Origin of the sequence: Providencia alcalifaciens DSM 30120 (genome assembly GCF_000173415.1) — a bacterium.
In the GTDB taxonomy this organism is placed as follows: domain Bacteria; phylum Pseudomonadota; class Gammaproteobacteria; order Enterobacterales; family Enterobacteriaceae; genus Providencia; species Providencia alcalifaciens.
On sequence record NZ_ABXW01000052.1, the window covers coordinates 151988 to 171569 of the forward strand.

Sequence of the window (19582 nt, forward strand, 5' to 3'; positions counted from 1 at the left end):
CTCTATTTGGAGGTCTCTATGACAATACCCAACGCAACACTCGCTTGTCACTTTTCGCAATTAACCATTGAATTTCACCAGTCGGCTCTCTTTCCACCGCTAACCGGTAGCTTGTTTCGTCAAAAAAATGCGCTAATCGGTCCCAATGGTCGGGGAAAATCTGTGTTGATGCGGTTACTTGTCTCACAGTTAACACCAACTCATGGAAAAATTGATTGGCATATGCCAATTATCCATGTGGATCAACTCAACCGCTTAACAGGCGATACCATTGCTCAATCGCTCGGAATTGATGCACTTTGGCAAGCCTTTTCGCGCATTGAACAGGGAAATGGCACAGCCATGGATTTTGATCTGACGGAAGATAACTGGCACCTTCCTACCACATGGAAAATGTTATTAGAATCTGCGCAGTTAATGACATCCATGGATACCCCTATCGAGCAACTAAGCGGCGGGGAAAGGACACGGTTGGCTCTGTGCCGTGCCTTTTTACATCCTGACCACTTCCTTCTATTGGATGAACCTGATAACCATCTAGACCAAGAAGGACGTCGATGGCTAAGCGATAAACTTGACCAACATAAAGCGGGCTGCTTAGTCATCAGTCATAACCGTCAGTTGCTCGAAGAGATGGACGCTATGTTTGAACTGACCGATAAAGGTTTAGTGGGATACGGTGGAAATTACACACTCTATGACGCACAAAAAACTTTTGCTATCAATGCCATCGAGGCAGAAGGTGAACAACTGGATAAACAAATCCGCCAAGAGAAAAAGCAACAACAAGCGACTTTACAAAAAGCGGCGCAGCGGCGAAAACAGGGCGAAAATATCCGCTATGGTGGCTCACAATCACTATTATTACTCGATATGCAAAAAAATCGCGCAGAGAAAAGACAATCCAACGTCGCAGAGCGCCATCAGCGGGTATTAGGAGAATTGCAACATCAGCGGCAGCAAAATCAAGATAAAGTGACTCATATTCAGCCTCAGAAAATGGTGCTAAATTACCAAAGTGAAAGTGGAAAAATACGTATTTTTGTTTCTCAACTAAAGCTCCCTTATGGGCATACTTCGCCTCTCTCTTTTACCGCATACAGCGGCGAGCATTGGCATATCCAAGGGCGTAACGGCTCAGGAAAATCAACGTTATTGAAAGTGTTAGCCGCTAAACAGCAGGCTCTATCGGGGGAGTATCGTATTAGTGGTGCCACCTGCTATTTAGACCAGCATTTGAATCTTTTGAATAAATTCTTACCCGTTGCCGAAGCCCTTTATCAGTATCAACCCGCAATTTCCATCGAACAGTGGCGCACACAGTTAGGTATGTTACGTATTCGTGGGGATAAATCTTTGCAGCCATTGAATCAATTAAGTGGCGGAGAGCAACTCAAAGCAACGATTCTTGCCCTCACTCATAGCCCTCATCCGCCCGCGGTTTTACTACTAGATGAGCCAGACAATCACTTAGATTTAGATTCAAAACAACTATTAGAAGCGTTATTGCGGGATTATCAAGGGACATTATTACTGGTTTCCCATGATGACGCTTTCGTCGCACAGTGCAATATTACCCATTGCCTACAACTCGATCATTAACGGTACGGGCTGTTTTCCACAGCCCAACGCTTAGCGTATGAAGGTATTTTTAACGCGGGCTGACACCAAGAAATAGGGGATCCAAATCAAGCAATAGAAACTACCATTAAAGAGGCTCGTAATGTAGCTAAAGTCAATTTCAAGACCGAACGCAACCGGAAAAACAATCCGCGTGATGCCTAGAACGACCACATACAATATCATCGTAATGATAAATAACCACTTCGCCATCAATTTCCGTTTAAAGGCGGCGAACAATGAACCCATCATAAGCGCGATAATCACCACAAAACTGAGCTGTACTGTATAAAATGTTGAAGCAAACCCAGCCATATAAAAATCGGATGTTGGAGTGGTTGCCAATGACCAAGCGCCCTGAACTTGAATAACATCATTCACCATTATCTTGATCAGATTTCCCAGCATATACAACTGACCCAGCAGAGGTAAAATCAGCCAACCACCTATTCCTTGGAGGTCTTTTTTATGTTCATTTTGCGCCTGTGCTGGCACTTGAGGCACCAATACTGGCTGGGTCGATGATGCATTCACATCCATAGTGACAACCTTTCTATTCTTTAAGTTCTTTGAGTTTTTCTTCAATAAATTCTTTCAGTACCACGGCCTGATTATGTTGCGTATCTTTGGCGCTATACAACAGTGTGATATTGCCTTGTTGCGCTTTCTCTAGCAGATTATGCCATTCATCATTTTGCCGAAGCTCTTGCTGATATTGCGTTACAAACTGTGCAAACTGGTCAGTATGTTGATGAAACCATTTGCGCAATTCATTGGAAGGCGCGACGGTTTTATCCCATTCATCACACTGTAAATCGACTTTTTTAATACCGCGAGGCCACAGCCTATCCACTAAGATGCGATAACCGTCTTGGGGGCTACAAGGATCATAAACTCGTTTACAGTAAATCATCAGCATGCTCCATTTATTTGCAGTTCACTCACTAATTAACAAACGTATTGCGAACGCGCACAGAAACAAAGAAGTAAGGTACCCAGACTAAACAACCAAATACGCCTCTTAGGACTTCCCGTATATCAGAACTGTCCATTTCGAGATCTAAAAATTGATTGGCGAGCACTAAATCAGCAATAATCACTGCCAATGAAAAAATTTGGAAAAAGGCATACACCTTAATAATCAATTTTTTCTTCGTAAAAAAGAGATAACAAAGATACAGCACTGTGCCATAAATAATGGCATTACCAACGACTTCAAAGTACATCAATTCTTTAAATAACGGCACAAAGTTAGCTGACTCAGGTAACGTTAATTCACTCCAGTATTCAATCACATCTAGATTATGATTCCAGAGGATAAAGGGCATAAACAGTGCCGAAAAAATCACCCCAATAAACGGGAGGATCAGCCACCCACCTATCCCTTTTAGTTCAGGTTCAGATTTAGGCTTTGGCGTCGATACCTCATTATGATCATCTGCTTGCATCTTCACATCCTTGATTTAATTTTTGCAGTTAATCTGCCTGAGCAATAATTTGCTGAATTTTTATGGGCAGGCTAAATTAGCTCATGATTATCTGAATCGCTATTTTGCTAAGCTAACATACTATAACGGTTAAAAATGTAGCGACTGACGTTTTTTGTCAAAATTTAACCAAAAATGGGCATAAATCAGAAGAAGACGACTATGGTTCCAGCGCAACCCGTGACTATTTCACTGCCACCTTATTACCGTATTGATGATTTTTTTGCCTTTCATTTACGGGATCCGCAAAATATCGCCGAGATTGTTGAAAAAAGCACCTTGCGCAAAGGGATCATCTGGCAAGAACACGCTGCGCAAATTCGCCTATCCATTAACGGCCAAGCCACTGACAATAAACAAGCAATATTGCAGCTTGATGTTGATAATGCAGAAACATCGCCTTCCTTAAATGAGCTACACACGCTTGCGATTCATTTACTCGGATTGAATCAACCCGTTGAGCAATTTGAAGAAAAATACCTTACCCACCCAATACTGGGTAAACTGATTGCGCCACAGCGAGGTGTGCGAGTGTATCAATCCGCCACCACGTTTGAAGCGCTCGTATGGGCCATTATCGGCCAGCAAATTAGTGTTCTTGCTGCCATCGCCATCCGCCGACGTTTTATTCAAGCTGTCGGGCAGCAGCATTCATCAGGCATTTGGTGCTTTCCCACCGTCGCCTCAGTCATCAATGTGGACGATGAAATTTTACGGCAAGCGGGTTTTTCTCTTGGAAAAATCATCGCCTTACGCGGGCTGTGTGCCGCTATTCAGGCGGGTGAATTAGACCTAGACAACGCCGTTACCCCTGAAAACGTCCATGAGGTCACCGAAAAATTGCTGGCTATCAAAGGTATTGGACCTTGGACAGTAAGTTATGGATTGCTGCGCGGATTTAATTACCTAGATGGTTCCCTGCATGGGGATGTTGCCGTGCGCCGCAATTTACAAATATTGTTAACTCAAGATACACAACCTTCAGCAAAAGAGACCCAAGAATGGTTAACTCAATTTACCCCATGGCGAGCACTCGTTGCCGCACATCTTTGGCGTAGCCAATCTGCTGCGGGTTATTAAACAAAAACCCCAATCCGGCACTCCGGATTGGGGTTCTGAGATAAAGCGATTCAATTAGCTCACAACAATGATTAACGTAACCAGTTAGTTTTCACTAATTGCACAACTTCATCACCACGCCCACTCATGATCGCCTTCAGCATATACAGACTAAAGCCTTTAGCTTCTTGCGCTTCAATCTCTGGAGGCATTGAAAGCTCTTGCTTCGCCGTCAATACATCCACAACAACTGGGCCATCATGAGCAAAAGCTTCTTTCAGCGCACCGTCCAAATCTTCACTTTTCTCAACACGAATACCTTTAATACCTGCTGCATTAGCAATCGCGGCAAAGTTTGGATTCTGTAAATCGGTGCCTGCCGTCATAAAGCCAGCCACTTTCATCTCCATCGCAACAAAGCCCAAGACTCCGTTGTTATGAATAATAATTTTCACTGGCAATTTCATTTGTGATAGTGAAATAAAATCCCCCATCAGCATACTGAAACCACCATCACCACACATCGCAACAACTTGGCGATTTTTATCAACCGCTTGCGCACCTATTGCTTGTGGCATCGCGTTTGCCATCGAGCCGTGGTTAAACGAACCAATCAAGCGACGTTTGCCGTTCATCTTCAGGTAACGAGCAGCCCACACGGTTGGCGTTCCTACATCACACGTAAAGATAGCATCATCGTTTGCCAGCTCACTTAGCTTCGTTGCTAAGTATTGCGGGTGGATTAGCCCTTCATGACCAGGTTTTGCTAAATCATCTAACCCTTTACGTGCTTCCGCATAATGTTTCAACGCGCCATCTAAATGCTTACGATTCTGTTTTGCCGTCAAATGTGGCTGTAATGCGGTTAATGTTGCTTTAATGTCTCCGATTAACCCCATATCAATATGGCAATGGGAGCCCAAACTTCCCGCATTCAGGTCAATTTGAATGATTTTTGCATCAGTTGGGTAAAATGGACGGTATGGAAATTGGGTACCCAGTAGCACAACAGTATCTGCATTCATCATCGCGTGATAACCCGATGAGAATCCAATTAAACCAGTCATTCCCACGCTGTTTGGGTTGTCCCACTCAATATGCTCTTTTCCACGTAAGGCGTGCACCACAGGTGCATTTAATGTTTCAGCCAATTTCACGACTTCATCATGAGCGCCCGCACAGCCATTACCGCAGAATAAGGTAATATTTTCAGATTGATTCAGTGCTTCTGCGAGTTTCTCAATTTCAGAGCGCTGAGGCATGATCAAAGGAGCTTGTGGTTGATACCACTCTTCTTTTGCCGATTCTGGTGCATCTTTCAGGGCGATATCCCCTGGAATAACAACAACGGAAACGCCTTTATTCAGGATCGCTTTACGCATTGCAATACCCAGAACTTGTTGAATTTGTTCAGGGTTAGTCACCATTTCACAATAATGGCTGCATTCACGGAACAGCTCAGTTGGGTGAGTTTCTTGGAAATAATTACTGCCAATTTCACTAGAAGGAATATGAGCCGCAATCGCTAAAACTGGTACACGGTTACGATGACAATCATACAATCCATTGATTAAATGCATATTTCCTGGTCCACAAGAACCTGCGCATACCGCTAAGTTACCCGTTAGCTGCGCTTCTGCACCCGCTGCGAATGCCGCCACTTCTTCATGACGGGTCCCTAACCACTCAATTGCCCCTTGTTTACGCAAGCTATCCGTTAAACCGTTTAATGAGTCCCCTGTCACTCCCCAGATGCGCTTAACACCTGCGTTATCCAGTACTTTCGCAATATATGATGCAATACTCTGTTTTTTCATAATGGCACTCTTTTTAAGTCGGATTAAATTCAGTTTATTCTTGTTAACCACGACATATTTAACAAGCGATGCTGCTCTTAAAATACTTCCCGTAATATTCTTTCGATTCTAACTAAATCAATTCACCATTCCTACCGATGCGATGCATTCAAAAACAGAACAAGATATTCCTCCACGAATATCGAAAGAAGAATGAGATAACAGGACAAATTTAAGGTCGTAAAAAGAGGGTTAGTTTCAGTTATGAACACCCCACCAAAATCCCATTTATTTTGCGCGCATCGAAAACCATAAATCCCTTTATATTTTCCAAAGAACGATTCCGAATTGATAACCTGCACCTAACGTCCAAAATAAGACAATATCTTCATCACGGAGTAAATTCTTTTTCTGGTGGCAAGAATAAGCAATGAATGGACTGGTTACCCCCGTATAACCATATTCATCCGCAATATACTCTATTTTTTTATTAGGAATATTTAATGTTTCTGCCAATTTTTCAATATTGCTTTTCATTACCTGAGAAAAGAAAAAACAACTTATATCATCAATAGTTAATCCATTATTTTTTAATAATTTGTCAATATGATGAATAACATGAGGTAAACACTCTTTTGTTGTAAATTTACCCCAGTAAATTTTCTCATCTTGCATATTTTGGCTTTGTGAAAAACCATTCTTAGGAAAGCGGGTCTCCCGGCAAAAATTCGAATCCGTATAATAAAAGCTATCCATCAAACCAGAGTTTGTCTCGTTTTGTACTTTTTCTAATGTCATCGCAACTGCTGCATCTCCAAAGAGAATCGATGGAAATAGCTCATTTTGATTACACAGATTTGAAAGATGATCCGAGGCAACAATAAGGGCTTTTTTAGCTGTTTTTTTCATCTTTAGCATGATTGCCGCCTGCTCTAACGCCATTAGCATTCCGAGGCAATTACCGTTAATATCAATACATACACACTCATTTTTTAAGGCTAAATGATGATGTAAATAGAGGGCATTAAGTGGTGACAAATATTCCATCGTCGTTGAGGCAAATATCAAAATATCGATATCTTTATCACTCATAGGGGCTAATGCATTAATTGACATCGTCAGCACATTTTCATCAGGCTGGCTCGTGATATATCGCTGCCTCTGCCCAAAATCATTCAATAATTCCGGTAAATTTTTGACATTTGGATACTTATCAAAATAATATTGGTTATTCCTAATATTTTCAGGATGGTAGATATGAATAGATGAAATTTTTATTGCCTCATTCATTGCATTTCCCTTATTTGTATTAGTTTACCCCCATGGTATAACCCACCAATTAATAAAAAACAATCAACACAAACCACCACATTTTACATTTTGTCGATATTATTGTATTATTGAATCATATTTGACTATCTAAAGGTGATATTTTTGCTTTATTTTAAAAACACAATAACTCAATATTTCCCTATCAATACACTTCGTTATAAAAATTTGATATAGCTTACTCAACAAGCTTATTAATCAATAAATTTCCATTCAATTAGTTTAGATACTGCATTTAATTATCCATACTAATTTTTATTATTTGCAGACTGTCCGAGCAAATCGGATCGGGAAACCCACATCTTACAATTCAAATAAGAGGATGGTTCCATGAAGATCAGAAAGAAAAAAGAAAAACCATTAAATATCAACGATATTACGATCATTGATGACGGGAAATTGAAAAAAGCAATCACAGCGGCTTCGCTGGGTAATGCGATGGAATGGTTCGACTTCGGTGTTTACGGCTTCTTAGCCTATGTACTGGGTCAAGTCTTCTTTCCGGACGCATCACCGAGCGTTCAGATGATTGCGGCATTAGCCACCTTTTCCGTACCTTTCTTAGTTAGACCCCTTGGTGGCGTTGTCTTCGGTATTCTCGGGGATAAATACGGTCGACAAAAAGTGCTGTCCATGACCATTATTATTATGGCAATCAGTACCTTCTGTATCGGTCTGATCCCCTCATACGAGAAAATTGGTATCTGGGCGCCTATCTTATTACTGCTCGCTAAACTGGCTCAAGGTTTCTCTGTTGGGGGCGAATATTCGGGTGCAGCCATCTTTGTTGCTGAATACTCCCCTGACCGCAAACGTGGCTTTATGGGCAGTTGGTTAGACTTCGGTTCTATCGCAGGTTTTGTGATGGGTGCGGGTGTCGTGGTGCTAATTTCAAGCCTTGTTGGTGAAGCTAACTTCCACGATTGGGGATGGAGAATTCCATTCTTCTTAGCGTTACCGCTGGGTATTATCGGTCTCTATTTACGTCATTCATTGGAAGAAACCCCTGCGTTCCAACAGCACATTGAAAGTTTAGAACAGCAAGACAAGGCCAATATCCAAAATCCACCGAAAGTTTCTTTCCGTGAAGTTGCATCTAAATATTGGAAAAGCTTGATGATTTGTGTCGGCTTAGTTATCGCCACTAACGTGACGTACTATATGCTGCTCACCTATATGCCAAGCTATTTGTCCCATAACCTGAATTACTCAACCGATCACGGCGTGTTAATTATTATCGCGATTATGATTGGTATGTTATTTGTTCAGCCAATCATTGGGTTAACCAGCGATAAAATTGGTCGTCGACCTTTTGTTATCATCGGTAGCGTAGGGCTGATTGTATTCGCTTATCCTGCATTTATGCTGATTAACAGCGGCTCCGTTGGATTAATCTTTGTGGGTTTATTAGTGCTTGCTGTATTACTCAACTGTTTTACTGGGGTGATGGCTTCGATTTTACCGGCAATTTTCCCTACTCATATTCGTTATAGTGCATTGGCCATCGCCTTTAATATTTCGGTCTTAATCGCAGGTGCAACACCGACTGCTGCCGCATGGCTAGTTGAAGCGACTAATGACTTGTATATGCCTGCATATTATCTGATAGTGATCGCATTAATTGGTCTATATACCGGTATTAGAATGCCAGAAACCGCGAATAAACCATTACGTGGTGCCACGCCTGCCGCTTCAGACAGAGCGGAAGCCAAAGAAATTTTAAGCGAGCATTTTGACAATATCGAACAGAAAGTTGAAGATATCGAACAACAAATTGCCGAGTTGGAAAAACAGCGTCAATCGTTAATCAACCAGCACCCAAAATTAGATTAATCCTTAAAAAACAGCGAGGAAAGCGATGTCGGTTTGTCACTTAGTTTGGTTTCGCAACGATCTACGAGTCACCGATAATAAAGCGCTTACCTTTGCTTGTGAGGATCCTACTGCCACTGTGATTGGCGTCTATATTGCGACGCCAGAACAGTGGGCAACTCACAACGTATCACCAAGGCAAATTGCCTTTTTGCATCAAAACCTGGTGGAGCTACAACACGCTTTAGCGAAACGGGGCATTCCCCTGATTTGCCATACCGCGGCAACCTTTGCGGATTCCGTAAAATGGTTGCTGGATTTTGCCCAACAGCAAAATGCCACAGGGTTATATTTCAATCACCAGTACGAGTTAAATGAGCGTTTGCGGGATGAACAGTTACGCCAGCAGTCGCAACATCTGAATATTCTCACCTATGATGATGCCCTATTACTTCCGCCAGGTTCAGTGACGACCCAAAAAGGGGATATGTATCAAGTCTATACCCCATTTCGCCGCGCCTTTTTGAGCCAATTGATGATGAGTGATTTTCGCTCGTTTCCCGCCCCTAAACCACGGGGAGCGGCATTAGCCGTTGAAAATACACATCCACTTTTTGTTCACCAATCTGTTGAAACTTCACCGCAATTTATTGCCGGAGAACACGCTGCATTAGCGAAATTACGACAATTTTGCAGCGAGCGCGTACAAGATTACCAACGCGACCGAGATATTCCCGCCATTAATGGTACTAGCCAATTATCCCCCTATTTAGCGCTTGGGGTGCTTTCGCCTCGCCAATGTGTGAATCGCTTATTAGCAGAGAACCCGCAGGTTTTTGACTCACAAGAAAGTGGCGGTTTTAGCTGGCTAAATGAATTAATTTGGCGAGAATTTTATAGTCATCTACTGGTCGCTTTTCCACGCCTTTGTCGCCACCAGCCATTTATTAAATGGACGCAACATATTCAATGGAATCCTGATGACGCTATATTTTCGGCATGGAAAAGTGGACAAACAGGCTACCCAATTGTGGATGCTGCCATGCGCCAGCTCAACCAAACAGGCTGGATGCATAACCGGCTACGGATGATTGTGGCGAGTTTTTTAGTCAAGGATTTGCTAGTCGATTGGCGCAAAGGCGAGCACTACTTTATGAGCCAGTTAATCGATGGCACTTTGGCGGCGAATAATGGCGGCTGGCAATGGTCAGCGTCAACGGGGGTTGATGCCTCGCCGTGGTTCCGTATTTTTAATCCAACCACCCAAGGGAAAAAATTCGACCCACAAGGGACGTTTATCCGCGAGTGGCTGCCCGAACTTCGCGATGTCCCCGAGAAATTTATTCACGAACCCCATACATGGGCAGAATCTCACCAAGTCTCTCTGAATTATCCAACCCCGATTGTTGACCATAAACAGGCACGATTGATGACGTTGGAAGCGTTTGAGGCAGGGAAGCGAAAGAGCATAAAGAAATGAGTTCATCATTTACTAAAATGCCATTCACTCCTACATCTTAATGTGGTTAATTAAAAACCTTAATACGCGTTCGAACGAAGTTTAAATGACTGTAAAACCCGATCCCAAATTTCAACCATTTGATCATCCGTATAATGAACAACCTTACTGGTCGAATGCATCAATATACTCACAGAAGGGTGTAAATAACCGATGTTTTTTTCATTCGCATAATATTGAAAATAATAAAATTTATCGGATTGATTATCATAACGAGGGTCTCGACCTAAAGTTAACCACTCTTCACCCGCCACGTTATTAAACTGTACGTTTCCTTTTCGTAACGTTTTACCCCCATATTGAGAGAGAACAGATTTAATTTCATCAGCCCTATCCAACATGCTTTCTTTTTCACTTTCTATCGTATTATCCATATCGACAGCCCAATAGAATTGCGGATTTTCAAACACCATGGAAATTTCTTCTTGGTGCGATTTTCCATCATCCTGAATAAAACCATAAGGAATGCAGACCCCTTTTTCGGTTGGGATTTCATTCTTTGGTCGGCCTTGTAAGCGAGAAATCAAGGATTGCATCGCTGCCAGCTTTTGGGGTTTATCTGTTAGTTCCCAATTATGACTTTTAAACCGATCCTGTCTTTCTAAATATTTATTATCTGTAATATCTGTTATATCAATTCTAATAATGAATACGACATTATCAATATAGACATGCGCCTCTAATTCTCTCGCTGAGTCTGGTTTAACATTATTGATATTGTGGTCAAAAATAACCCCATTATCTAATCGAATCGTTTCTTTCAAAAATGGCGCATTAGACTCATTTCTTACAGATGATTTTTTTAATTCATCTTCCCGTAATTCAACACGCTGTTTAAACGAAGGGGGATAAATAAACTGACTTTCAATCGTCATATCATCAATTTTAATAATGGAAGAAAGATTTTGTGTTAAAGATTTAGGATAATTAAAGGTATAACGCCCTAAACAATAGGTCGGTGCATCATCAAATAGGGTATTAATCACAGCAGAGTCCTTTTCATTAAGTGAAGTTGAATACGTTTTATTCGGCACAGAGCAAGCCGCTAAACTCGCCAATAAGACCAAACCAGAAATACTCACCAATCCTTTTTTCATTAGGGTTTCACCTCATCCGTTTGCAAGATACGACACAGGGAACGCAAGGTAAATTTAATGGCGGGTGAGACATCCCCTGTTTTTTCATACGAATCAAACTCCGCATCCCCTTTTAGAGGCGCAAACTGATAAGCGTTTTGATGGTCAACGTTCATTTCTAAAATTTCTTTAAACAGGTCTTTTCTATCTAAATTGATAGAATATTTAGGCACTGTACCGTCACCGCGTCCCCCTTCATAATCCATTGAGGGCGTATTCTTCCACTTATCACTGGACTTGAGTAAAGTATACTCGCGCTTTTCTCCATAGTCGTCTGTCGCTCGGCTATCGTCAGACTCCCATAACCACGAGGTTTTATCCCGTAATTTCCACGTCACGGTCTCATCGGAACGGCGAGAATCTTTAGAGTCATTTTCATCAAAATACGCTCCATAAAATTGGTAAGTATTTTTATGATAGGCTCCGTCCATTTTTGTGATAAATGGTTCAACATCATCAATCATAATCTTTTCATATTTTTTAAAATTACCATCAATAACACTCTGTTCCTTGTCTAAAATATCAGGCTCATACATCTGCCACCATGCTTTTTCCTTGAGGTAAATTTCGTTAAACGGGTCACCCTTTTTAGGTAGCAATAAATCAGTCACGCCATCAGAACTACCTTTTTCAATTCGCAGCCACGGCTGACCATGATTATATTTCGGAGAAGGTAAGAGTTGCAGAGGTGCTGGAGATTGCGCTAATACCGACATGAGACGCGTTGCACTCATTCCCAGCACTAACCCCATCGGCATGGAGTGCTCCCCAATTTTCATCATTTTGTAAGCAGTTGGCGAACCTAAGTCCGGCATCACACCATGCACAATCCCCAGTATTTTATCTTTGTAGGGCGTTTCTAATAATTCGGAAGCGTAACGAGATACCAAGCCCCCCATCGAATGGGTCACTAGAATGACTTTTTCATGCCCTTCTTCAAAGGCGAGTCCATGCCCAATTCCTCCATTCTGTTTAGGGCGGTATAAATTTAAGACCTCATCAATGTATTTGCCGAGCTCTTGTGCAGACTGAGCGTTGTCTTGTAGCCAGTTATAACCAAAAGCATGAAGTGGAAGCAGCAAATTACGGTATTTTCCCGCTTCACGAAATGAAAGGGGGTTGGTATCCACTGGCGTGAGGGGTCGATCTAAAATGAACTTGAACGTTGATTCTTGAGAAAAATAGGCCTCGGCTTCATCTGCCGTCGCGCATCCCTGACCTTTCGCTTTATTGTAATACTGTTCCCAAACCAGTAATTCTTTCTGTAACTTGTCGAGTGGGTCTGCATACGAAAACTGCAATACACTTCCCCATCCTCTTTTCTGTCTTGAATTGGCAAAGTAAGTAGACTCGTTGTCATTTTTATCAACATCCTGAGTAGGGTCAGTTTCAGTTGTTTCAGGATCGAGTAATTTTTTCCTTTTATTTCCAGAGGTAAAAAGCCAACCGAGCGCATCCCAAGCCATACCACCTGTACTTTTTCGAATACGCCAGATTGATTTTTTATCTTTTTTACTTCGTAAGTTAGATCCCATAATGCCAGGTAAAAAAATAACCGGAACCACTTTAGTTGAAGGGAGATAACAATGCGCTTTGGCATTTTCAGATTGGTGTTTTAGCTGTAAGTCTTTCCAAACAGCACATTTGTTGTCATCAAATTCAGCGAAACAATGCTGAATATTTTCGCTTTGTTCATCCTGACTCATAAGACATCCTTAAAATTTAGGTTATGTAACGGAGCATAACTCAAATAATAAGGAACAACATTAGGAAAATGGGATAAATGCCTCGATTAACGTCATGAAACAAAGTTCATTCCCCCAATCCCCAATTTGATCAATCCTAAATAAAAATTACTGGGTATGATAACCAGACAACAACAATAGGAGGCAATGATGCAGGTGATTTTACAGGTTGATTTCCCATACCAAGGTCCATGGGGTGACGAGATGGCGGCGGCAATGGAAGGATTAGCGCAATCCATTAACCAAGAACCGGGATTTATTTGGAAGATTTGGACTGAAAACCAACAGACCCAACGGGCGGGGGGCATTTACTTATTTGCTAACCAAGCCGATGCACAAGCGTATCTCGAAATGCACAGCGCACGACTCAAATCCTTTGGTGTACCTGAAGTCAGCGGGCAAATTTTTAGTGTGAATACCGCACTCAGCCAGCTGAACCAAGCGCAATTTATTCAAAAATAGTTTCAATAGAGAGGGCATTTTTGCCCTCTCTTATCCCGTTAAAATTTACTCAGCAAAATCGAATCCATCGACATCCACAGATTGATGAATAACGCGGGCAATAAAAATAAATGGGGTTTGGGGCATGTAATAAATGGAATGTTTTTTAAACTCAAATCGCCTCATCCCTTCACATACCCAATGGCACTCTTTGCCTATCCATGGTGAGTTTGCCAGTAACTCAAACGTTTTTTTTAATTCATTGTGGTATTTTTTCGCCTGATTAACACCAAACTGCCGTATTGTGTAACGAGCAATTTGATAAATATCCTCTTCCGCAACTTGGGAAAGTTTATACATTTAAATCCTTTTCTGCTCTGGCAAAAATGTCATCCATACTGCTTTCACTCTCAGGTGAATTCAGTCCATCCAATACCATTTTTCTTACATATTCAAGCCGTTGCTCTCTCTCTTCCATCATACGTAATGCGTCCCTTATCACTTCTGATGTATTGCCATAGCGACCAGACTGGATCATATCACCAATAAAACGGTTGAAGTGCTCCCCCAATGTTACACTTGTCACTCTCGCCATAAATTCACCTACCATCGAATGGTATTACTCAGTCATACAACTATAGCAATGAATTTCTGTTGCTTCCAGCCAGTGAAAACTGAGAGGGCATTTTTGCCCTCTCTTATGACTCAGCCCTCTCCCACAGCATCAAAAATCCCCGTGGCGGCGCTCCACCAGCGTTAAAATACTGTATAGCGCCACGATATCATTATGCTGATTAAACACTTGGACATCCCACTCGATAACCCCATTAGGCTTATCTTCGACTTTTTTCTGGGCTTTTTTGATCTTTTTCTTGCATGTTAAGCGCACTTGGATGGTATCGCCAATTTTTACTGGCTCGATAAAACGCAAGTTTTCCATCCCGTAGTTAGCGATAACAGGACCTACTCCTGCATCCACAAACAGCCCCGCCGCCGCTGATACCACAAAATAGCCGTGAGCAATGCGCTCGCCAAACATCGACTGCTCAGCGCCGAGTTTATCCACATGCACATAGAAATTATCCCCACTGAGACAGGCAAAATTCACAATATCCGCCTCAGTCACCGTGCGTCTCGCGGTCAGTAGCGTATCGCCAATCACTAACTCTTCGAAATATTTACGGAACGGATGCACCACATCGGCAATAGCTTCAGCGCCGCGCATCCACTGCTTGCTAATCGCGGTCAACATAGATGGGCTGCCTTGAATCGCAGTGCGTTGCATATAATGTTTTACTGCTCGTAAACCGCCCAGCTCTTCACCTCCCCCAGCCCGACCGGGTCCACCGTGAACCAACATAGGCAAAGGCGAGCCATGCCCCGTAGACTCCGTTGATGCCGCCTCATTCAAAATCAGCATACGACCATGTACACGCGCTGCTGCACGGATCACCGTCTGTGCCACTTGGCTATCTGCCGTAATCAATGAGCCCACTAAGCTCCCACCACCGAGCGCTGCCAATTGCACCGCTTGCTCTAACTCGTCATAGCTCATTAATGTCGCCACGGGACCAAACGCCTCGGTTTCGTGTACTGCTTGATGCACAAATGGCTCAGCACAATACAGCAATGTCGGTGGGAAAAACGCCCCTTTCTCGCTATCGCCCCCCACCACCTGCATATTAGCAAAGCTACCACCGCACAGTCGTTCACAGCCATTGGCGAGCAGATAATTGACTTTGTCCTGCACATCTTGGCGCTGTTCAAGGTTAATCAATGCCCCCATTCGTACACCATCCACTGCCGGATCACCGACGGTCACACCCGATAGGCGTTTAAGTAGCGCTTGCTTCACATGCTCTAACTGAGACTTAGGTACGATGATTCGCCGAATAGCAGTACATTTTTGCCCTGCCTTAGCCGTCATTTCGCGTGTCACTTCTTTGATGAATAACGCGAACTCAGGACTTTCTAACTGCACATCAGAACCTAAAATGGCACAGTTTAGTGAGTCCGCTTCCATCGTAAAAGGCACAGATTTTTGATTGATGCGCGGGTGAGATTTGAGTTTCTGCCCAGTACTCGCCGACCCCGTAAAAGTCACCACATCTTCGAAATCTAAGTGGTTAAACATATCCCCAACGCCGCCACAAATTAATTGAATCGCCCCTTCAGGAACCAATCCACTCTCAAGTATCAATGCCACCATTACTTGAGTCACTTGTGCAGAAGCTGTGGCAGGTTTGATGATGGCAGGCATCCCCGCTAACCACGTTGGCGCCAATTTTTCTAACATACCCCAGCACGGAAAGTTGAACGCATTGATGTGCAAAGCCACGCCACGGCGCGACGTTAAAATATGGCGTGCGACAAACTGCCCTTGCTTGGACAGCGGGATCATCTCATCTTCCGACCACACCGTATCATCTGGCAGTTCGCGGCTCGCCAGCCCTGCATAGGAAAATAGCGTGCCAATCCCCCCTTCAATATCCACCCAACTGTCTGATTTTGTTGCGCCTGTCTGAGCAGAGATAGCATATAACTCATCTTTATGAGCAAGTAAGTATCTGGCAACGGCTTTCAGCATCTCTCCACGCTGTTGGAATGTCAGATTCGCAAGCGCCTTACCCCCCACGTCACGCCCATATTGTAGGCTTTGCGCTAAAGGTAATTCCTCAGTTGTCACTGCATAGAGGGCTTCATTGGTTAACGCATGAAAAATCTTACGCCCTTCCCCAGCGCCAGTTGCCCACTTCCCCATGATGTAACTTGTTAAATGTTGCATATTCCATCTCCAGAAAACGACAATAAACCATATCAATATGTTAAATATGTATCATATAAACAATCATAGATGCCAATTTAAATTTAACAAATAAAACACAAATAGACTTAATCCTAGGTATTATCAGCGGAATCAAGGAAAAACAGACCATTACATCAATTTGATTTAATTGAATATAATTTAATTACTTGTGAGGTCACTCGCAAAAACCCTACAAACATCATTGATCTTATTGTTAACTATTCCTAGCATTAATGTTAAATAAATGTGTTCCATATTTTTTAATTAAAAATATTTTTGTGAATCACTTTAATGGTGGATAACAATGAGCAAGCAAAATCAAATCCTCTTCGATGCCAAAATCGAAGCCGATATCGCCATCGAGCCCAAAGATTGGATGCCCGATGCATACAGACAAAACCTCATTCGCCAGATTGGACAGCACGCCCACTCGGAAGTCATTGGCATGCTACCGGAAGCCAACTGGCTCACTCGCGCGCCAACCTTGCGTCGTAAGACCGTTCTACTGGCAAAAATTCAAGATGAAGCGGGACATGGTTTATACCTCTACAGTGCCGCAGAAACCTTAGGATGCTCCCGCCAAGACATCTACCAAAAGATGCTGGATGAAAAAATGAAATACTCCTCCATTTTCAACTATCCCACCCTTAGCTGGGCTGATATCGGTGTGATTGGTTGGTTAGTTGATGGTGCAGCAATCGTCAACCAAGTGGCACTCTGCCGAGCCTCTTATGGACCTTATGCCCGTGCGATGGTGAAGATTTGCAAAGAAGAGAGTTTTCACCAACGCCAAGGTTATGAAGCTGTCATGGCACTAGCAGAAGGTACTCACGAGCAAAAAGTCATGCTGCAAGACTCTATCAACCGATTTTGGTGGCCCGTGTTAATGATGTTTGGTCCCAACGATTCAGATTCCACTCATAGTGCGCAAAGCATGGCATGGAAAATCAAACGCTTTAGTAACGATGAGCTCCGCCAAAAATTTGTGGATAACACCGTGCCACAGGTGGAAGCCCTCGGCATGACCATCCCTGACCCTGATTTGCATTGGGATGACGCACTCGGTCACTACCGGTTTGGTGAGATTGACTGGGAAGAGTTCTACCAAGTGCTGAAAGGCCAAGGGATCTGTAACCAAGAACGCCTTGATGCTAAGCGCAAAGGTTGGAAAGACGGAGCATGGGTAAGAGAAGGTGCGATGGCACACAACCAAAAGCAGACAGCTATCAAATCCGCCGCCTAGCCGCTAAAAGGAAAACACCATGAATAATCAAGATTGGCCACTGTATGAAGTATTTGTACGTAGCAAACAAGGTCTCGCTCATCGTCATGTCGGTAGCCTACACGCTACAGACGATCAAATGGCGCTAGAGAATGCCCGTGATGTTTACACCCGCCGCAGTGAAGGTTGCTCCATTTGGGTCGTCAAAGCTGCCCATTTGGTCGCATCTCAACCTGATGAAAAAGATCAATTTTTTGACCCTGCGGATAGCAAGGTTTACCGCCACCCGACCTTTTACACCATCCCTGATGGCATCAAAAACATGTAAGGAGCTTGAAATGACCGAAAAACAGCAGCTCCACCATTATGTTTTACGCCTCGGAGACACTCCACTGATTCTGGCACAGCGCCTGTGCGAATGGTGTGGTCATGCACCTGAAATCGAAATTGACCTTGCGCTGTCCAACATCGGCTTAGATTTACTGGGGCAAGCGCGCAATTTCCTCAGCTATGCCGCGGAACTCAAAGGTGCTGGTAATAACGAAGATACGCTTGCCTATCTACGCGATGAACGTGAATTCAGTAACTTGCTGTTAGTTGAACAACCTAACGACGGTTTCAATGATACCCTCGTGCGCCAATTTTTTATCGATGCTTATCATGTGCCTCTGTATCGCGCACTCACCCAAAGTAGCGATCCACAGCTGGCCGCTATTGCTGAAAAATCACTCAAAGAAGCGTTGTACCACTTGCGCTTTAGCCGCGGCTGGATGATTCGTTTAGGGGATGGCACCCCATTGAGCCAACAAAAAATCCAGCAATCCGTCGATCGCTTATGGCGCTTTACGGGCGAGTTGTTTCATGCCGATGACATTGAAATCACCTTAAGTGATGCAGGTATCGCCGTCGACCCCCGTGCACTGCAAGACATTTGGCTAAATACCGTGAATGAAACCTTTGAAGCCGCCACTCTCAGCCTACCTGAGCAAGCTGCTTATCGATTAGGTGGCAAACAAGGCAGCCACACTGAGCACCTCGGTTTAATTCTCACGCAGCTGCAATTTGTCCAACGTGCCTACCCTCATAGCCAGTGGTGACAATCATGGAACAGAGAATGCAACTTCAATCTCCCGATATTCATCAGATCTGGCAGCAGCTTCAGCAGATCCCTGATCCTGAATTGCCTGCTCTGTCTATTACTGATCTTGGCATGGTTCGCCATGTGATACCCACCGAGCAAGGCTGGCAAGTCGGGTTTACCCCAACCTACTCTGGCTGCCCTGCTACCGAATTTTTAATCAATGAAATCAAAGAGGTTCTTGATAACGCAGGTTTCCAGCATGTGAATGTTGACGTGATTTTAACACCAGCATGGACCACGGACTGGATGAGTCAAGATGCGAAAAGGCGCTTACGTGAATTTGGGATTGCTCCTCCGCAAGGTGTTGCTTGTGAACACCCTGAGCATACCGACACGATTTGCTGCCCTCGTTGCAACAGCGAACAGACAGAAAAGATTAGCGAGTTCGGCTCCACCGCTTGCAAAGCACTGTATCGCTGCAATGAATGCTTAGAACCGTTTGATTACTTTAAATGTATTTAAGGGCACA

The 19582-nt window shown here is 43.3% G+C and carries 19 protein-coding genes; 9 read left to right on the forward strand and 10 right to left on the reverse strand.

Going from position 1 to position 19582, the window contains the following annotated elements; all coding sequences use genetic code 11:
- The first annotated feature begins 18 nt into the window (after positions 1-18).
- Positions 19-1602: an ATP-binding cassette domain-containing protein gene (locus PROVALCAL_RS12615; RefSeq protein WP_006659669.1), complete on the forward strand. Its 1584-nt coding sequence runs from the start codon at positions 19-21 to the stop codon at positions 1600-1602.
- A gap of 30 nt (positions 1603-1632) precedes the next feature.
- Here PROVALCAL_RS12615 and PROVALCAL_RS12620 read toward each other — a convergent pair whose 3' ends face one another.
- The 3 genes from PROVALCAL_RS12620 to PROVALCAL_RS12630 are packed head-to-tail and all read right to left on the reverse strand — an operon-like array spanning position 1633 to position 3068.
- The gene (locus PROVALCAL_RS12620; RefSeq protein WP_006659670.1) at positions 1633-2160 is read right to left on the reverse strand and encodes a DUF2569 family protein; all 528 of its coding nucleotides are present in this window, start codon (positions 2158-2160) and stop codon (positions 1633-1635) included.
- A 13-nt stretch (positions 2161-2173) separates the two neighbouring features.
- Complete coding sequence (locus PROVALCAL_RS12625; protein WP_036966442.1) at positions 2174-2533, reverse strand: DUF488 domain-containing protein; 360 nt, start codon at positions 2531-2533, stop codon at positions 2174-2176.
- A gap of 31 nt (positions 2534-2564) precedes the next feature.
- Positions 2565-3068, reverse strand: coding sequence for a DUF2569 domain-containing protein (locus PROVALCAL_RS12630; RefSeq protein WP_006659672.1), 504 nt, complete (start codon positions 3066-3068; stop codon positions 2565-2567).
- A 201-nt stretch (positions 3069-3269) separates the two neighbouring features.
- Between PROVALCAL_RS12630 and PROVALCAL_RS12635 the strand changes: the two genes are divergently transcribed.
- Positions 3270-4187, forward strand: a complete 918-nt coding sequence (locus tag PROVALCAL_RS12635; RefSeq protein WP_039861978.1) for a DNA-3-methyladenine glycosylase family protein — start codon at positions 3270-3272, stop codon at positions 4185-4187.
- 71 nt (positions 4188-4258) lie between these two features.
- On the opposite strand, the gene poxB is transcribed toward PROVALCAL_RS12635, so the two are convergent.
- Positions 4259-5983: a ubiquinone-dependent pyruvate dehydrogenase gene (poxB, locus tag PROVALCAL_RS12640; RefSeq protein WP_039861981.1), complete on the reverse strand. Its 1725-nt coding sequence runs from the start codon at positions 5981-5983 to the stop codon at positions 4259-4261.
- A 300-nt stretch (positions 5984-6283) separates the two neighbouring features.
- Complete coding sequence (locus PROVALCAL_RS12645; RefSeq protein WP_006659675.1) at positions 6284-7252, reverse strand: 3-oxoacyl-ACP synthase III family protein; 969 nt, start codon at positions 7250-7252, stop codon at positions 6284-6286.
- Positions 7253-7621: 369 nt separating this feature from the next.
- Here PROVALCAL_RS12645 and proP point away from each other — a divergent pair, with 369 nt between their 5' ends.
- On the forward strand, positions 7622-9124 hold the full coding sequence (gene proP, locus PROVALCAL_RS12650; RefSeq protein ID WP_006659676.1) for a glycine betaine/L-proline transporter ProP: 1503 nt from the start codon (positions 7622-7624) through the stop codon (positions 9122-9124).
- A 25-nt stretch (positions 9125-9149) separates the two neighbouring features.
- Positions 9150-10583, forward strand: a complete 1434-nt coding sequence (gene phrB, locus PROVALCAL_RS12655) for a deoxyribodipyrimidine photo-lyase (RefSeq protein ID WP_006659677.1) — start codon at positions 9150-9152, stop codon at positions 10581-10583.
- Positions 10584-10642: 59 nt separating this feature from the next.
- Here the strand turns inward: phrB and PROVALCAL_RS12660 are convergent, their stop codons facing one another.
- The gene (locus PROVALCAL_RS12660; protein ID WP_006659678.1) at positions 10643-11719 is read right to left on the reverse strand and encodes a T6SS immunity protein Tli4 family protein; all 1077 of its coding nucleotides are present in this window, start codon (positions 11717-11719) and stop codon (positions 10643-10645) included.
- The gene (locus PROVALCAL_RS12665) at positions 11719-13464 is read right to left on the reverse strand and encodes a lipase family alpha/beta hydrolase (protein WP_006659679.1); all 1746 of its coding nucleotides are present in this window, start codon (positions 13462-13464) and stop codon (positions 11719-11721) included. The genes PROVALCAL_RS12660 and PROVALCAL_RS12665 overlap by 1 nt, the downstream gene beginning before the upstream one ends.
- Positions 13465-13653: 189 nt before the next feature.
- Here PROVALCAL_RS12665 and PROVALCAL_RS12670 point away from each other — a divergent pair, with 189 nt between their 5' ends.
- On the forward strand, positions 13654-13965 hold the full coding sequence (locus PROVALCAL_RS12670; RefSeq protein ID WP_036966425.1) for a monooxygenase: 312 nt from the start codon (positions 13654-13656) through the stop codon (positions 13963-13965).
- 45 nt (positions 13966-14010) lie between these two features.
- On the opposite strand, the gene PROVALCAL_RS12675 is transcribed toward PROVALCAL_RS12670, so the two are convergent.
- From PROVALCAL_RS12675 to paaZ, 3 genes are all read right to left on the reverse strand, one after another.
- Complete coding sequence (locus PROVALCAL_RS12675) at positions 14011-14304, reverse strand: type II toxin-antitoxin system RelE/ParE family toxin (protein ID WP_006659681.1); 294 nt, start codon at positions 14302-14304, stop codon at positions 14011-14013.
- Positions 14297-14539 (reverse strand): type II toxin-antitoxin system ParD family antitoxin, encoded by a 243-nt coding sequence (locus tag PROVALCAL_RS12680; protein WP_006663118.1) that lies wholly within the window; start codon positions 14537-14539, stop codon positions 14297-14299. The genes PROVALCAL_RS12675 and PROVALCAL_RS12680 overlap by 8 nt, the downstream gene beginning before the upstream one ends.
- A 129-nt stretch (positions 14540-14668) precedes the next feature.
- Positions 14669-16729: a phenylacetic acid degradation bifunctional protein PaaZ gene (gene paaZ / locus PROVALCAL_RS12685; protein ID WP_039861986.1), complete on the reverse strand. Its 2061-nt coding sequence runs from the start codon at positions 16727-16729 to the stop codon at positions 14669-14671.
- A gap of 325 nt (positions 16730-17054) precedes the next feature.
- Between paaZ and paaA the strand changes: the two genes are divergently transcribed.
- Genes paaA through paaD form a run of 4 tightly spaced genes read left to right on the forward strand, consistent with a single transcriptional unit; the run spans position 17055 to position 19575 of the window.
- On the forward strand, positions 17055-17993 hold the full coding sequence (gene paaA, locus PROVALCAL_RS12690; RefSeq protein WP_006659684.1) for a 1,2-phenylacetyl-CoA epoxidase subunit PaaA: 939 nt from the start codon (positions 17055-17057) through the stop codon (positions 17991-17993).
- A 19-nt stretch (positions 17994-18012) separates the two neighbouring features.
- Positions 18013-18300 carry a 1,2-phenylacetyl-CoA epoxidase subunit PaaB gene (gene paaB, locus PROVALCAL_RS12695; RefSeq protein WP_006659685.1) on the forward strand — a complete coding sequence of 96 codons (288 nt, stop codon included), beginning with the start codon at positions 18013-18015 and terminating at the stop codon, positions 18298-18300.
- Positions 18301-18310: 10 nt separating this feature from the next.
- On the forward strand, positions 18311-19069 hold the full coding sequence (paaC, locus tag PROVALCAL_RS12700) for a 1,2-phenylacetyl-CoA epoxidase subunit PaaC (RefSeq protein WP_006663122.1): 759 nt from the start codon (positions 18311-18313) through the stop codon (positions 19067-19069).
- A gap of 5 nt (positions 19070-19074) precedes the next feature.
- Entirely contained in the window at positions 19075-19575 is a 501-nt protein-coding gene (gene paaD / locus PROVALCAL_RS12705) for a 1,2-phenylacetyl-CoA epoxidase subunit PaaD (protein ID WP_006659687.1), read from the forward strand.
- Positions 19576-19582 lie beyond the last annotated feature (7 nt).

Coding starts and splice junctions, on each gene's coding strand:
- PROVALCAL_RS12620 (WP_006659670.1), bottom strand. CDS start 2,160: ATGGATGTGAATGCATCATCGACCCAGCCAGTATTGGTGCCTCAAGTG.
- poxB (WP_039861981.1), bottom strand. CDS start 5,983: ATGAAAAAACAGAGTATTGCATCATATATTGCGAAAGTACTGGATAAC.
- paaC (WP_006663122.1), top strand. CDS start 18,311: ATGACCGAAAAACAGCAGCTCCACCATTATGTTTTACGCCTCGGAGAC.
- PROVALCAL_RS12665 (WP_006659679.1), bottom strand. CDS start 13,464: ATGAGTCAGGATGAACAAAGCGAAAATATTCAGCATTGTTTCGCTGAA.
- PROVALCAL_RS12675 (WP_006659681.1), bottom strand. CDS start 14,304: ATGTATAAACTTTCCCAAGTTGCGGAAGAGGATATTTATCAAATTGCT.
- paaB (WP_006659685.1), top strand. CDS start 18,013: ATGAATAATCAAGATTGGCCACTGTATGAAGTATTTGTACGTAGCAAA.
- proP (WP_006659676.1), top strand. CDS start 7,622: ATGAAGATCAGAAAGAAAAAAGAAAAACCATTAAATATCAACGATATT.
- PROVALCAL_RS12630 (WP_006659672.1), bottom strand. CDS start 3,068: ATGCAAGCAGATGATCATAATGAGGTATCGACGCCAAAGCCTAAATCT.
- PROVALCAL_RS12660 (WP_006659678.1), bottom strand. CDS start 11,719: ATGAAAAAAGGATTGGTGAGTATTTCTGGTTTGGTCTTATTGGCGAGT.
- paaZ (WP_039861986.1), bottom strand. CDS start 16,729: ATGCAACATTTAACAAGTTACATCATGGGGAAGTGGGCAACTGGCGCT.
- PROVALCAL_RS12670 (WP_036966425.1), top strand. CDS start 13,654: ATGCAGGTGATTTTACAGGTTGATTTCCCATACCAAGGTCCATGGGGT.
- PROVALCAL_RS12635 (WP_039861978.1), top strand. CDS start 3,270: ATGGTTCCAGCGCAACCCGTGACTATTTCACTGCCACCTTATTACCGT.
- PROVALCAL_RS12680 (WP_006663118.1), bottom strand. CDS start 14,539: ATGGCGAGAGTGACAAGTGTAACATTGGGGGAGCACTTCAACCGTTTT.
- phrB (WP_006659677.1), top strand. CDS start 9,150: ATGTCGGTTTGTCACTTAGTTTGGTTTCGCAACGATCTACGAGTCACC.
- paaA (WP_006659684.1), top strand. CDS start 17,055: ATGAGCAAGCAAAATCAAATCCTCTTCGATGCCAAAATCGAAGCCGAT.
- PROVALCAL_RS12615 (WP_006659669.1), top strand. CDS start 19: ATGACAATACCCAACGCAACACTCGCTTGTCACTTTTCGCAATTAACC.
- PROVALCAL_RS12625 (WP_036966442.1), bottom strand. CDS start 2,533: ATGATTTACTGTAAACGAGTTTATGATCCTTGTAGCCCCCAAGACGGT.
- paaD (WP_006659687.1), top strand. CDS start 19,075: ATGGAACAGAGAATGCAACTTCAATCTCCCGATATTCATCAGATCTGG.
- PROVALCAL_RS12645 (WP_006659675.1), bottom strand. CDS start 7,252: ATGAATGAGGCAATAAAAATTTCATCTATTCATATCTACCATCCTGAA.